Annotated in this window: 9 protein-coding genes; 1 reads left to right on the top strand and 8 read right to left on the bottom strand. The window is 65.8% G+C overall.

The window, feature by feature from the left end:
• Nucleotides 1-272 precede the first annotated feature (272 nt).
• The gene (locus DIE17_RS07025) at nt 273-2,534 is read right to left on the bottom strand and encodes a primosomal protein N' (protein ID WP_124486826.1); all 2,262 of its coding nucleotides are present in this window, start codon (nt 2,532-2,534) and stop codon (nt 273-275) included.
• Nucleotides 2,535-2,982: 448 nt separating this feature from the next.
• Nucleotides 2,983-4,077, bottom strand: coding sequence for a uroporphyrinogen decarboxylase (gene hemE, locus DIE17_RS07020; protein ID WP_311766328.1), 1,095 nt, complete (start codon nt 4,075-4,077; stop codon nt 2,983-2,985).
• A gap of 149 nt (nt 4,078-4,226) precedes the next feature.
• Here hemE and DIE17_RS07015 point away from each other — a divergent pair, with 149 nt between their 5' ends.
• Nucleotides 4,227-5,033 carry a transporter substrate-binding domain-containing protein gene (locus DIE17_RS07015; RefSeq protein WP_124520448.1) on the top strand — a complete coding sequence of 269 codons (807 nt, stop codon included), beginning with the start codon at nt 4,227-4,229 and terminating at the stop codon, nt 5,031-5,033.
• 727 nt (nt 5,034-5,760) lie between these two features.
• On the opposite strand, the gene DIE17_RS07005 is transcribed toward DIE17_RS07015, so the two are convergent.
• The 6 genes from DIE17_RS07005 to DIE17_RS06980 form a co-directional block, all read right to left on the bottom strand.
• Entirely contained in the window at nt 5,761-7,488 is a 1,728-nt protein-coding gene (locus tag DIE17_RS07005; RefSeq protein WP_124520447.1) for an AMP-binding protein, read from the bottom strand.
• Between the two features lie 257 nt (nt 7,489-7,745).
• Nucleotides 7,746-8,171, bottom strand: coding sequence for a F0F1 ATP synthase subunit epsilon (locus tag DIE17_RS07000; RefSeq protein ID WP_006477288.1), 426 nt, complete (start codon nt 8,169-8,171; stop codon nt 7,746-7,748).
• 120 nt (nt 8,172-8,291) lie between these two features.
• Nucleotides 8,292-9,686 (bottom strand): F0F1 ATP synthase subunit beta, encoded by a 1,395-nt coding sequence (atpD, locus tag DIE17_RS06995; protein WP_044845237.1) that lies wholly within the window; start codon nt 9,684-9,686, stop codon nt 8,292-8,294.
• Nucleotides 9,687-9,752: 66 nt separating this feature from the next.
• Nucleotides 9,753-10,628, bottom strand: coding sequence for a F0F1 ATP synthase subunit gamma (atpG, locus tag DIE17_RS06990; protein ID WP_034209645.1), 876 nt, complete (start codon nt 10,626-10,628; stop codon nt 9,753-9,755).
• A 69-nt stretch (nt 10,629-10,697) separates the two neighbouring features.
• Nucleotides 10,698-12,239 carry a F0F1 ATP synthase subunit alpha gene (gene atpA, locus DIE17_RS06985; protein WP_014895499.1) on the bottom strand — a complete coding sequence of 514 codons (1,542 nt, stop codon included), beginning with the start codon at nt 12,237-12,239 and terminating at the stop codon, nt 10,698-10,700.
• A gap of 44 nt (nt 12,240-12,283) precedes the next feature.
• Nucleotides 12,284-12,823 (bottom strand): F0F1 ATP synthase subunit delta, encoded by a 540-nt coding sequence (locus DIE17_RS06980; protein WP_014895498.1) that lies wholly within the window; start codon nt 12,821-12,823, stop codon nt 12,284-12,286.

The raw sequence follows: 12,823 nt of genomic DNA, 5'->3' as shown, positions 1-12,823 counted from the left end.
GTAGGTATGGAACGCGCCCGGCGGGGATCGCATGCCGCTCGGTGCGGGCGGCGGGGTTGGTGGGTTGGCGGGTTGGCGGGTTGGCGGGTCGGCGGGTCGGCGGGTCGGCGGGTCGGCGGGTCGGCGGGTCGGCGGGTCGGTGGCTCGGCGGCTCGGCGGCTCGGCGGCTCGGCGGCTCGGCGGCTCGGCGGCTCGGCGGCTCGGCGGCTCGGCAGCTCGGCAGCTCGGTACCGAGGAAGCGGCGCGCGGCACGACGACCGCCGCCGCGCCGCTCATATATCGAGCGGATCGACCTCGACGCTCCACCGCAGCACGCCCTTCAGCGCGCGCAGTTCCGGCTGCCATGCGCGCAGCGCGTGCTGCAGCGCGGCCCGCGACGCGCTTTCGAGCAGCAGCTGCGCGCGGTGGACGTTCGCGACCTTCACGATCGTCATCGGCACCGCGTCGTACACGGTCACGCGATCGGCACCCGGCAGCCCCGGCAACGCGGCCGCGGCCTGCAGCAGGAACGCGAGCGCCGCGTCGAGCGTGCGCCCTTCGGCGCGCAGCAGCGCCTGGTAGACGAACGGCGGCAGGTGCGCGTCGCGGCGCTCGCCGAGCGTCGAATTCGCGAAGCCGACGTAATCCTGCCGGCCGAGCGCGTGATACAGCGCGTGACGCGGATAACGCGTCTGCACCAGCACCTCGCCCGGCAGCCCCGCGCGCCCCGCGCGGCCGCTCACCTGCATCAGCTGCGCGAACAGCCGCTCGCTCGCGCGGAAGTCGTGCGAGAACAGCGCGGTGTCGGCATTGAGCACGCCGACGAGCGACACGCGCTGGAAGTCGTGCCCCTTCGCGATCATCTGCGTGCCGACCAGGATGTCGACTTCACCGGCGTGGACATCCGAGAACAGCGCCTGCGCACTGCCCTTGCGCCGCGTGCTGTCCGCGTCGATCCGCAGGATCCGTGCGCCCGGCACGGCCTCGGCGAGCGCCTCCTCGATGCGCTGCGTGCCGCGCCCGAGCGGCGCGATGTCGACGTTCCCGCATTCCGGGCACGAACGCGGAATGCGCGCTTCCCAGCCGCAGTGATGGCAGCGCAACGCGTGCTCGGGTTTGTGCAGCACGACATAGGCGCTGCAGCGCGGGCAACCGGCGACCCAGCCACACGCGTCGCACGCAAGCTGCGGTGCGTAGCCGCGCCGGTTCAGGAACACGAGGCTCTGCTCGCCGCGCTCGAGCCGCGCCTTCAGCGCCGCGACGAGCGGCCCCGACAGCCCGCCCATCGACGCGCGCCCGCGCCGCCGCTCCTCTTCGAGATCGATCAGCCGCACGGTCGGCAGCGTCGCGTCGGCCACCGCGCGGCGCGACAGCGTGAGCCGCGTGTAGCGCCCCTGCTCGGCCTGCCACCAGGTCTCGAGCGACGGCGTCGCCGAACCGAGCACGACCGGAATGCCGAGATGCTTCGCGCGCCACACCGCGAGATCGCGCGCCGAATAGCGCAGCCCTTCCTGCTGCTTGTACGCGGGCTCGTGCTCCTCGTCGACGACGATCAGCGCGAGCGTCGGCAGCGACGCGAGCACCGCGAGCCGCGTGCCGAGCACGATCCGCGCGCGGCCCGTGTGCGCGGCGAGCCAGTTGCGCGCGCGTTCGCCTTCGGCGAGCCCGCTGTGCAGCGTGACGATCGCGTCGTCGGCGAGCGTGCCTGCGAAGCGCGCGCGAAACGCGGCCTCGAACTGCGGCGTCAGGTTGATTTCGGGCACGAGCACGAGCGCCTGCGCGTCGGGCCGCGCATCGAGCAGCGCGGCGAGCGCATGCAGATACACCTCGGTCTTGCCGCTGCCGGTCACGCCATGCAGCAGGAACGGCGCGAAGCCCTGCGCGGCGCGGATCGCGTCGAGCGCCTCGACCTGCTGGTCGGTGAGCGCCGGCGGCACAGTTCGTCCACCGGTTGTCGACAGGTTATCCACAGCTTTGGGCACAGGCGCGTCGGCCCAGCCGATTTCCTCGATCGCGACCCAGCCGCGCGCCGCCCAGTCGTCGAGCGTGGCCGCCGCCTTCGGGTGCAATGCGCGCGCATCGGGCAGCGTCAGCGAATCGGTGTCGGCGAGTGCCTGCGCGAGCCGCCGCAGCGCGGCCCCGCGCGCGGGCAGTGCGTCGGGGAGCGCCGCGCGGCCGGCTTCGGTCAGCCGGTGACGCACTTCGGGCGCCAGCAGCCGCCCCCAGCGCTCCGCGTCGCGCAGCGCCTGCGGCAACGCCGGCAGCGCGACTTCACCGCGACCGCGCTGGTAGTAGTCGGCCGCGAAGGAGACGAGCGCAAGCCAGTCCGGCGCCAGCGGCGGCAGCTCGGTACAGATCGCGTCGATTGCCCGCAAGCGGGACGGCGGCACGTCGGTGTGAGTCGTCACTTCGCAGACGAGGCCGACGACCTGCCGCTTGCCGAACGGCACCTGCACCAGGGTGCCTGGCTCGGGCGCCGGCTGGACGTCGCAGCGGTAGTCGAACAGGGTGGCGAGCGGATGGTCGAGGGCGACCCGCAGGTAGGTGCCGTCCATCACCGCGCTCCGGCGGCAGCGCACAGCGCACGGACGACTTGCATCCGAGTCCGCATCACGGTGACGGACTTAAAGTAAAACTTCAGATTCGGCGCTAAGTTTTGGATTCGCATTAGGAATCGCCGTATACCCTGACCAGCCTGTGGATAACTTTGTTGAGAACTCCCCGTCCAATCGCCGCAAAGCGCGCGGGGCCGTGCTTTCCGCTGTTTCCGGCCGCCGTGTGCCGCGCCCCGCGGAGCCTTATTCCATAAGGCTGCTATTCAAATTACCCAACCATAGCGAGACAATTCGACCGATGCAGGGCTCTACCGCGCTGCAACGTGGAAAATGTGCATAAGTCAAGTCTTGACAAGCGATGGATCGGCAACCGGGGCGGGGTTGCGCCCTGTTTAGCGCCGACAGCGAAACGCCGTCATCCCGCAGCGCAGCATGACAGCGCTTGCGCTCAGCCCGCCGCTCCGCTACGAATCTTGCGGCTGTGCGTGTGCACTTCGTCGACGAGTTCGGCGACGTGGTCGGGCGACGTGAACTGCGAGATGCCGTGGCCGAGGTTGAATACGTGGCCGGGATGATTGCCGTAGCTGTCGAGTACCGCGCGGGCCTGCTCGCGCACCGCGGCCGGCGGCGCAAACAGGATCGTCGGGTCGAGGTTGCCCTGCAGCGCAACGCGCCCCGCGACACGCTCGCGTGCGGCGCCGAGGTTGACCGTCCAGTCGAGCCCGACCGCGTCGACGCCGGTCGCCGCGATTTCCTCGAGCCACAGCCCGCCGCCCTTCGTGAACGTGATCACCGGCACGCGCTCGCCGTCGTGCTCGCGCTTCAGTTGCGCGACCACCCGGCGGATGTAGTCGAGCGAGAAGCGCTGGTATGCGCCGTCCGCCAGCGCGCCGCCCCACGTATCGAAGATCATCACGGCCTGCGCGCCGGCTTCGATCTGCGCGTTCAGGTACGCGGCCACGGCCTGCGCGTTCACGTCGAGGATGCGGTGCATCAGGTCGGGGCGCGAATACGCCATCGACTTCACCGTGCGGAAGTCGTCCGACCCACCGCCTTCGACCATGTAGCACGCGAGCGTCCACGGGCTGCCCGAGAAGCCGATCAGCGGCACGCGCTGGCGGCCCTGGCCGTCGGTCAGCGCGCGGCGAATCTCGCGCACGGCGCCCGTCACGTAGCCGAGCGTTTCCTCGATGTCGGGCACCGCGAGCTTCGCGACATCGGCCTCGGTGCGCACCGGATGCGCGAACTTCGGCCCTTCGCCGACCTGGAAGTCGAGGCCGAGGCCCATCGCGTCGGGAATCGTCAGGATGTCCGAGAACAGGATCGCGGCGTCGAGCGGGAAGCGCTCGAGCGGCTGCAGCGTCACTTCGGTCGCGTAATCGGGATTCTTCGCAAGGCCGAGGAAGCTGCCGGCGCGCGCGCGCGTCGCGTTGTACTCGGGCAGGTAGCGGCCAGCCTGGCGCATCAGCCAGATCGGCGTGTAGTCGGTCGGCTCGCGCAGAAGCGCACGCAGGAAGGTGTCGTTGAGCAGGGTATGGGCCACGGTAGGAGCGACGATGCGAAGGCAAAGCGGCATTTTACCGGAGCGGGGCCGCACGGCTGCGTATGTCGATGCGATGGCGGCCATATGACGCGCGCGATGGCTCCGTTATGATCGGACGCTGATATCGAACCGATCCACGGAGGAGACCGATGAAGACATTTGCCACGCGCGCCGCACTCGCCGCCGCCACCCTGCTTTGCTGCGCCGCCACGCACGCGCAGGGTACGACCGCACCGTCGTCCGCGGCCGCGGCCGGCTCGCGGCTCGACGACGTGCTCGCACGCGGCACGCTGCGCGTGTGCACGACGGGCGACTACAAGCCGTATTCGTACTACCGGAGCGACAGCCGCTTCGAAGGCATCGACATCGACATGGCCGAGTCGCTCGCGAAATCGCTCGGCGTGAAGGCCGACTTCGTGAAGACGAGCTGGTCGAACCTCACCAGCGACTTCGTCGCGAAGTGCGATATCGCGGTGGGCGGCGTATCGACGACGCTCGAGCGCCAGAAGCGCGTGTTCTTCACGCAGCCGTACGTGGTCGACGGCAAGACGCCGATCGTGCGCTGCGCGGACGCCGACAAGTACCAGACCGTCGCACAGATCGACCGACCCGAGACACGCGTGATCGTGAACCCGGGCGGCACCAACGAGCGCTTCGCGAAGCAGTTCTTCACGCACGCGAACCTGACCGTCTACCCTGACAACGTGACGATCTTCAAGCAGATCATCGCGGGCAAGGCGGACGTCATGGTGACGGACGCATCCGAGACGCTGCTGCAGCAAAAGCTGAATCCGGGCCTGTGCTCGGTGCATCCGGACAAGCCGTTCCAGTTCGGCGAAAAGGCGTACATGGTGCCGCGCGGCGACGTCGTGTTCCAGCAGTATGTCGACCAGTGGCTGCACCTCGCGCTGTCGACCGGCGAATACCAGGCGATCGCCGACAAGTGGCTGAAGTAAGCACGATCGCGGGCGGCAACGGCGGCCGATAGCAGACACGCCCCCGCTATCGCAGCAGGCGAACGGGGCGCGGGCGGTAGTATGGCCGTCCGCCGCCCCCCGTTACACACGGCGCAGGGGGCTGAAGACGTAAAATCGCGAAAATTGGCCGAATAGCCGACTACCGCGCGCGCCGATCACGTTTCAAAATCTTTCTGACGAATGAATCGTCATATGCGATATGTGCCGCGCGATGCACATTCGGGCGTGTAAATCGGCCATTCACCGATGCTGATACGCATGAAAAACGCATTATGTGCAACCGCTGAAAACTCTGCGGAAAAGATGGGTAAATATGACCTTTTTCAGGACCCCGAAAACAGCAAAAAATCCCGGAAAGCCTTATCTGGCGGGCGTTACAACCTGAAACACTTTGTTACCGCGAGGGGTGAGCAATTCGCCCACAATGGCCTCAACGGTTTCAACACGGATGCGGTCTCGTGTGCCAAGTGTGAGCGGACGCGAAGCGCTGCGAGCCAGTCGGTCACGTACCGAAGCCCTTCCGAGGGGCATCCCTGTTGGAGTCGTTTCCGGCCCCCCGCCGGATCCGGTTTCATCTTTGGTCTCCTCGCGCTAACCCCGTAGCGTGTGGTTTTTAGCGGGCTAATAAGCCCGCTTTTTTTCGTCCATCGAAAACGCAACGGCCCGCAGGCCGCCGCGTTTTTCCTGCCGCCGGCCAACCGGCCTCTCACGCGGTCTTCTGCACGTTCAGCTTCAGTTCCTCGATCATCCGGTCGCGCATCACGAACTTCTGCACCTTGCCCGTCACCGTCATAGGCAGCTCGTCGACGAAGCGGATGTAGCGCGGAATCTTGTAGTGCGCGATCTGGCCGCTGCAGAACGCGCGCACGTCGTCCTCGGTCATCTGCTCGTCCGCGCGCAGCACGATCCACGCGCACAGCTCCTCGCCGTATTTCGGATCGGGCACGCCGAACACCTGCGCGCTCTGAATCTTCGGATGCCTGAACAGGAATTCCTCGATCTCGCGCGGATACACGTTCTCGCCACCGCGGATCACCATGTCCTTCAGCCGACCGACGATATTGCAGTAGCCGTCCGCGTCGAGCGTCGCGAGGTCGCCCGTATGCATCCAGCCGTCGACCAGCACCTCGCGCGTCTTCGCGTCGTCGTCCCAATAGCCGAGCATCACCGAATAGCCCTTCGTGCACAGCTCGCCCGTCGCGCCGACCGGCACGATCTCGCCGTTCGGATCGACGATCTTCACCTCCAGGTGCGGCTGGATGCGCCCGACCGTCGTCGTGCGCTTCTCGAGCGGATCGTCGGTCGAACTCTGGAACGACACGGGGCTCGTCTCCGTCATCCCGTACGCGATCGTGATCTCGCGCAAATGCATCTGCGACACGACGCGCTTCATCGTCTCGATCGGGCACGGCGAGCCGGCCATGATGCCGGTGCGCAGCGTCGACAGGTCGAACTTCGCGAAGTCCGGATGATCGAGTTCCGCGATGAACATCGTCGGCACGCCGTGCAGCGCGGTACAGCGTTCGTCGGCCACGGCCGCGAGCGTCGCGACCGGATCGAATGCCTCGCCGGGGAACACCATCGCCGCGCCCTTCGACACGCACGCGAGCACGGCCAGCACCATCCCGAAGCAGTGATACAACGGCACCGGGATGCAGAGCGAATCCTGTTCGGTGAAGCGCATCGCCGCCGCGATCGAGCGTGCGTTGTTGACGACGTTGCGGTGCGTGAGCGTCGCGCCCTTCGGGCTGCCGGTCGTGCCGCTCGTGAACTGGATGTTGATCGGCTCGGTGGCCACGAGCGTCGCGCCGATCGCGTCGAGCCGAGCGACATCGAGCGTGTCGCGGCCGCGCGCCATCACGTCCGCGAAGCGGAACATGCCGGCCGGCGCCGCCTCGCCCATCGAAACGATCGTTCGCAGGCTCGGTACGCGCGCCGCATGCAGGTCGCCCGGCGTCGCGCTCGCGAGCTCAGGCGCGATGGTCTGCAGCATCTCGACGTACGCGGACGTCTTGAAGCGCTCGGCCGCGATCACGGCCTTGCAGCCGACCTTGTTCAGCGCGTATTCGAGTTCCGCGAGCCGGTAGGCCGGGTTGATGTTGACGAGCACCGCGCCGATGCGCGCGGTCGCGAACTGCGTGAGCAGCCATTCGCTGCGGTTCGGCGACCAGATGCCGACGCAGTCGCCCTTCACGATCCCGAGCGCGGCGAGGCCCGCCGCGAGCACGTCGACCTCGTGTGCGAATTCGCGCCAGGTCCAGCGCACCTGCTGTTCGCGAAATACGACGGCCGGACGATCGGGAAAGCGGCCGGCCGTGTCGAGCAGGAACCGGCTGATCGTCGCTTCGGATAGCGGCACGTCGGTCGCGCCGCGCACGTACGACAGTCCGTTTTCGGGCGCGATCAGCGCCCCCTTGCCAAGGTCTGCTGCCATCGATGTCTCCGTCCGTTTTTGTCTGATCGGCCCGGCGCGCGGCTCGCGCGCCTGCCTGCTCCGCCACGATCGCGGCGGACTGCCTCTGCCGGATGATGCCGCGCTCTGCTGACGACACTCTGACATCAAATCGCGGCGGACGGATGAAATAGCACGACCGGACGATACGATCCGGCCCGCAAAAAACAGACGAAAACGACGGGCGAAAAAAAAGCAGCCCGAAGGCTGCTTTCTTTCGCGGGATACGCGCGCGCGGCTCAGTGCCGGCTGCGGATCTTCGCCAGACGCTGGATCGCTTCGAGCTGCGCCATCGCGGTCGCGAGCTCGGATTGCGCCTTTGCGAGGTCGAGGTCCGACTTCGCGTTCTGCAGCGTTTCCTCGGCACGCTTGCGCGCTTCCTCGGCTTTCGCCGCGTCGAGGTCCTTGCCGCGGATCGCGGTATCGGCGAGCACCGTCACGGCGCCCGGCTGCACTTCGAGAATGCCGCCTGCGACGAACACGAATTCGTCGTTGCCGCCCTCGACTTCGATGCGCACCGCACCCGGACGAATCCGGGTGATGAGCGGCGTGTGGCCCGGCAGAATGCCCAGCTCACCCGTTTCGCCCGGCAGCGCGACGAATTTCGCCTCGCCCGAGAAGATCTGCTCTTCCGCGCTGACGACGTCTACTTTGATGGTTGCCATATCGACTCCAATCTCATCCACGGGTTGAGCGTATTGCGGCCGGCGCGAGCAGCCGGAACAAAGTCATCGCTGACTGATTGCTCCGGCCGGCACACGCCGGCTTGCGACTCACTCAAGCCGTTACTGGATCTTCTTGGCCTTTTCGAAGGCTTCGTCGATCGTGCCGACCATGTAGAACGCCTGTTCCGGCAGGTGGTCGCACTCGCCGTCGACGATCATCTTGAAGCCACGGATCGTTTCCTTCAGCGGCACGTACTTGCCCGGCGAGCCCGTGAACACTTCAGCGACGTGGAACGGCTGCGACAGGAAACGCTGGATCTTACGCGCACGTGCGACCGACAGCTTGTCTTCCGGCGACAGTTCGTCCATGCCCAGAATCGCGATGATGTCGCGCAGTTCCTTGTAGCGCTGCAGCGTCTGCTGAACGCGACGGGTGATCGAGTAGTGCTCTTCACCGATCACGTTCGGGTCGATCTGGCGCGACGTCGAGTCCAGCGGGTCGACCGCCGGGTAGATACCCAGCGAAGCGATGTCACGCGACAGAACGACGGTTGCGTCCAGGTGGCCGAAGGTGGTTGCCGGCGACGGGTCGGTCAAGTCGTCCGCAGGGACGTACACGGCCTGGACCGACGTAATCGAGCCCTTCTTGGTCGACGTGATGCGCTCTTGCAGCTTGCCCATTTCTTCAGCCAGCGTCGGCTGATAGCCCACTGCCGACGGCATACGGCCGAGCAGTGCCGACACTTCGGTACCGGCCAGCGTGAAACGGTAGATGTTGTCGACGAAGAACAGCACGTCGAGGCCTTCGTCACGGAAGTGCTCGGCCATCGTCAGGCCGGTCAGCGCGACGCGCAGACGGTTGCCCGGCGGCTCGTTCATCTGGCCGTACACCAGCGCGACCTTGTCGAGAACGTTCGAGTCCTTCATTTCGTGGTAGAAGTCGTTCCCTTCACGGGTACGCTCGCCCACGCCCGCGAACACGGAGTAACCGCCGTGTTCCTTCGCGATGTTGTTGATGAGCTCCATCATGTTGACGGTCTTGCCCACGCCAGCACCGCCGAACAGGCCAACCTTGCCGCCCTTCGCGAACGGGCAGATCAGGTCGATGACCTTGATACCCGTTTCGAGCAGTTCGGTCGACGGCGACAGTTCGTCGAACGCCGGAGCCTTCTGGTGGATCGAACGCGTCGTTTCGCTTTCGATCGGGCCGGCTTCGTCGATCGGACGGCCGAGCACGTCCATGATACGACCGAGGGTCGGCTTGCCGACCGGAACCGAAATCGGCTTGCTCGTGTTCTTCACGGTCAGGCCGCGGCGCAGGCCGTCGGATGCACCCAGACAGATGGTACGGACCACGCCGTCGCCCAGCTGCTGCTGGACTTCGAGCGTCAGTTCCGAGCCATCGAGAATGAGCGCGTCGTAGATCTTCGGCATGCTGTCGCGCGGGAATTCCACGTCGATAACGGCGCCGATGCACTGTACGATCTTGCCTTCTACCAAAGCAGCAGTACTCATCGCTTTTCCTTTAAATACCTGATTCTTTACTCGCGCAAGGGCGCAGTTGTCGTCCGTGGCGCGCGCTTAAACAGCGGCTGCGCCGCCGACGATCTCCGACAGTTCTTTCGTAATCGCGGCCTGGCGGCTCTTGTTGTACACGAGCTGCAGTTCGCTGATCACCGTCTTCGCGTTGTCGGACGCGGCCTTCATCGCGACCATCCGCGCCGATTGCTCGGACGCCATGTTCTCCGCGACGGCCTGGTACACCAGCGCCTCGACGTAACGCACGAGCAGTTCGTCGACGACTGCCTGCGCGTCCGGCTCGTAGATGTAGTCCCACGACGTGGCCGGCGTACCGTCATCGGCTTCGAAGTGTTCCGACGACAGCGGCAGCAGCTGCTCGATCACGGCTTCCTGCTTCATCGTGTTGACGAAGCGCGTGTAAGCGATATAGACCGCCGACAGCTTGCCTTCCGAGTACAGATCGAGCTGCGTCTTCACGGCGCCGATCAGCTTGTCCAGATGCGGGGTGTCGCCGAGGTGCACGACCTGCGACATCACCTTCGCGCCGAAGCGGTTCAGGAACCCGAGGCCCTTGCCGCCGATCGCGGTGGCTTCGACCTTCTGGCCCTTCTCTTCCAGCTCCTTGAACTTCTGCACCGTCGCACGCAGCACGTTGGTGTTCAGACCGCCGCAAAGACCCTTGTCCGTCGTGACGAGGATGATGCCGGCCGTCTGCGCGCCGTCGTTTGCCACCATGAACGGGTGGCGGTACTCCGGGTTCGCACGGCTCATGTGCGCGGCGATGGCACGGACCTTGTCTGCATACGGACGAGCGGCGCGCATGCGTTCCTGCGCGCGACGCATCTTCGATGCAGCCACCATCTCCATCGCCTTCGTGATCTTGCGCGTGTTCTGCACGCTCTTGATCTTGCCGCGAATTTCCTTCATTCCAGCCATAGCTTGCTCCTTGACCGAAGCGGCGCGGGCGCATCAGCACCCGCGCGGCCTCAGTGTGTCACTCGCGGATCAATAGGCACCGGACTTCTTGAAGGATTCGATCGCCGAGCGCAGTGCGCCTTCGTCGTCCTTCGAGAGATCCTTGGTGTCTTCGATGCGCTTGATGAGGTCAGCGTGGCTGGTCTTCAGGTTGTCGCGCAGGCCCTTCTCGAACGACAGCACTTGCTTGACGTCGAGATCGTCGAGGTAGCCGTTGTTCGCGGCGTACAGCGACACGGCCAGTTCCCAGACCTGCAGCGGCTGGTACTGCGGCTGCTTCAGCAGTTCCGTCACGCGGCGGCCGCGCTCGAGCTGCTTGCGGGTCGCTTCGTCGAGGTCCGATGCGAACTGCGCGAATGCGGCCAGTTCACGGTACTGCGCGAGGTCGGTACGGATACCGCCCGACAGCTTCTTCACGACCTTCGTCTGAGCGGCGCCGCCGACTCGCGACACCGACACGCCGGCGTTGATTGCCGGGCGGATGCCTGCGTTGAACAGGTCGGTTTCCAGGAAGATCTGGCCGTCGGTAATCGAGATCACGTTCGTCGGAACGAACGCGGTCACGTCGCCAGCCTGCGTTTCGATGACCGGCAGTGCCGTCAGCGAGCCGCTCTTGCCCTTCACTTCGCCGTTCGTGAACTTCTCGACGTACTCTTCCGACACGCGAGCAGCACGCTCGAGCAGACGCGAGTGCAGATAGAACACGTCGCCCGGGTATGCTTCACGGCCCGGCGGGCGGCGCAGCAGCAGCGAGATCTGACGGTATGCCCAAGCCTGCTTGGTCAAGTCGTCATAGATGATCAGCGCGTCTTGGCCGCGGTCGCGGAAGTATTCGCCCATCGTGCAGCCGGCGTACGGCGCGAGGTACTGCATCGCTGCCGAATCCGAAGCCGAAGCGGCGACGACGATCGTGTATTCCATCGCGCCCGTTTCTTCGAGCTTGCGAACCACGTTCATGATCGACGAAGCCTTCTGGCCGATCGCGACGTAGATACAGATCAGGTCCTTGCCCTTCTGGTTGATGATCGCGTCGAGCGCCACGGCGGTCTTGCCGCACTGACGGTCGCCGATGATCAGCTCACGCTGGCCACGGCCGATCGGCACCATCGCGTCGATCGACTTGATGCCCGTCTGCACCGGCTGCGACACCGACTTACGCCAGATCACGCCCGGGGCGATCTTTTCGATCGCGTCGGTCAGCTTCGCGTTGACCGGGCCCTTGCCGTCGATCGGGTTGCCGAGCGCATCGACCACGCGGCCGACGAGTTCCGGACCAACCGGGACTTCGAGAATGCGGCCCGTCGTCTTGACGATGTCGCCTTCCGAGATGTGTTCGTATTCGCCGAGAATCACCGCGCCGACCGAGTCGCGCTCGAGGTTCAGCGCGAGGCCGAACGTGTTGCCCGGAAACTCGAGCATTTCGCCCTGCATCACGTCCGACAGGCCGTGGATACGCACGATACCGTCGGTCACGGAGATCACGGTGCCCTGGTTGCGAACGTCTGCGCTCGCTTCAAGGCCCTGGATCCGGCTCTTGATCAGCTCGCTGATCTCAGAGGGATTGAGTTGCATTATTCGCTCCTGATAGTCAATTCTGTTGCGTGCCGGCGTGGCGCTCAGGCGGTCAAGGCAGCCTGCATCGATGCGAGGCGCGCGCGAACCGAGGTGTCGAGCACTTCGTCGCCGACCGTCACGCGCACGCCGCCGATCAGCGACGAATCGACTTCGACCGTCGGCTTCAGCTTGCGCTTGAACTTGCGTTCGAGGCCAGAGACGAGGCTTTCGAGATCCGCGCCGTTCAGCGGGAACGCGCTCACGATCTCGGCGTCGGCTGCACCTTCACGTTCGTTCTTGAGCGCCTCGAACTGCTCGGCGATTTCCGGCAGCAGCGCGATGCGATGATTGTCGACCAGCATCTGCACGAAGTTCTTCGCTTCGGCGCCGGCCGCGACCGGCGACTTCACCGCAGCAAGCAGCAACTCGGCTACTTGCGTGCGCGTCACCTTCGGGCTCGACGCGACCGACAGCACTTCCGGCAGACGCGCAACCTGGGCCAGCTCTTGCACGAGCGTGGACCAGGCGGCGATGTCACCTCCCTCGGCCACGCGGAACAGCGCTTCTGCGTAAGGGCGGGCGATGGTTGCAAGTTCGGCCAT

The sequence above is a fragment of the Burkholderia sp. Bp9099 genome, assembly GCF_003857805.1.
Classification (GTDB): Bacteria; Pseudomonadota; Gammaproteobacteria; order Burkholderiales; family Burkholderiaceae; genus Burkholderia.
This window is presented reverse-complemented; position numbering and strand designations above follow the sequence as displayed.

Bases quoted from the DNA above. Each gene is read 5' to 3' on its own strand.
- DIE17_RS07025 (WP_124486826.1), bottom strand. From the start codon at position 2,534: ATGGACGGCACCTACCTGCGGGTCGCCCTCGACCATCCGCTCGCCACC.
- DIE17_RS07015 (WP_124520448.1), top strand. From the start codon at position 4,227: ATGAAGACATTTGCCACGCGCGCCGCACTCGCCGCCGCCACCCTGCTT.
- DIE17_RS07005 (WP_124520447.1), bottom strand. From the start codon at position 7,488: ATGGCAGCAGACCTTGGCAAGGGGGCGCTGATCGCGCCCGAAAACGGA.
- DIE17_RS07000 (WP_006477288.1), bottom strand. From the start codon at position 8,171: ATGGCAACCATCAAAGTAGACGTCGTCAGCGCGGAAGAGCAGATCTTC.
- atpD (WP_044845237.1), bottom strand. From the start codon at position 9,686: ATGAGTACTGCTGCTTTGGTAGAAGGCAAGATCGTACAGTGCATCGGC.
- atpG (WP_034209645.1), bottom strand. From the start codon at position 10,628: ATGGCTGGAATGAAGGAAATTCGCGGCAAGATCAAGAGCGTGCAGAAC.
- atpA (WP_014895499.1), bottom strand. From the start codon at position 12,239: ATGCAACTCAATCCCTCTGAGATCAGCGAGCTGATCAAGAGCCGGATC.
- DIE17_RS06980 (WP_014895498.1), bottom strand. From the start codon at position 12,823: ATGGCCGAACTTGCAACCATCGCCCGCCCTTACGCAGAAGCGCTGTTC.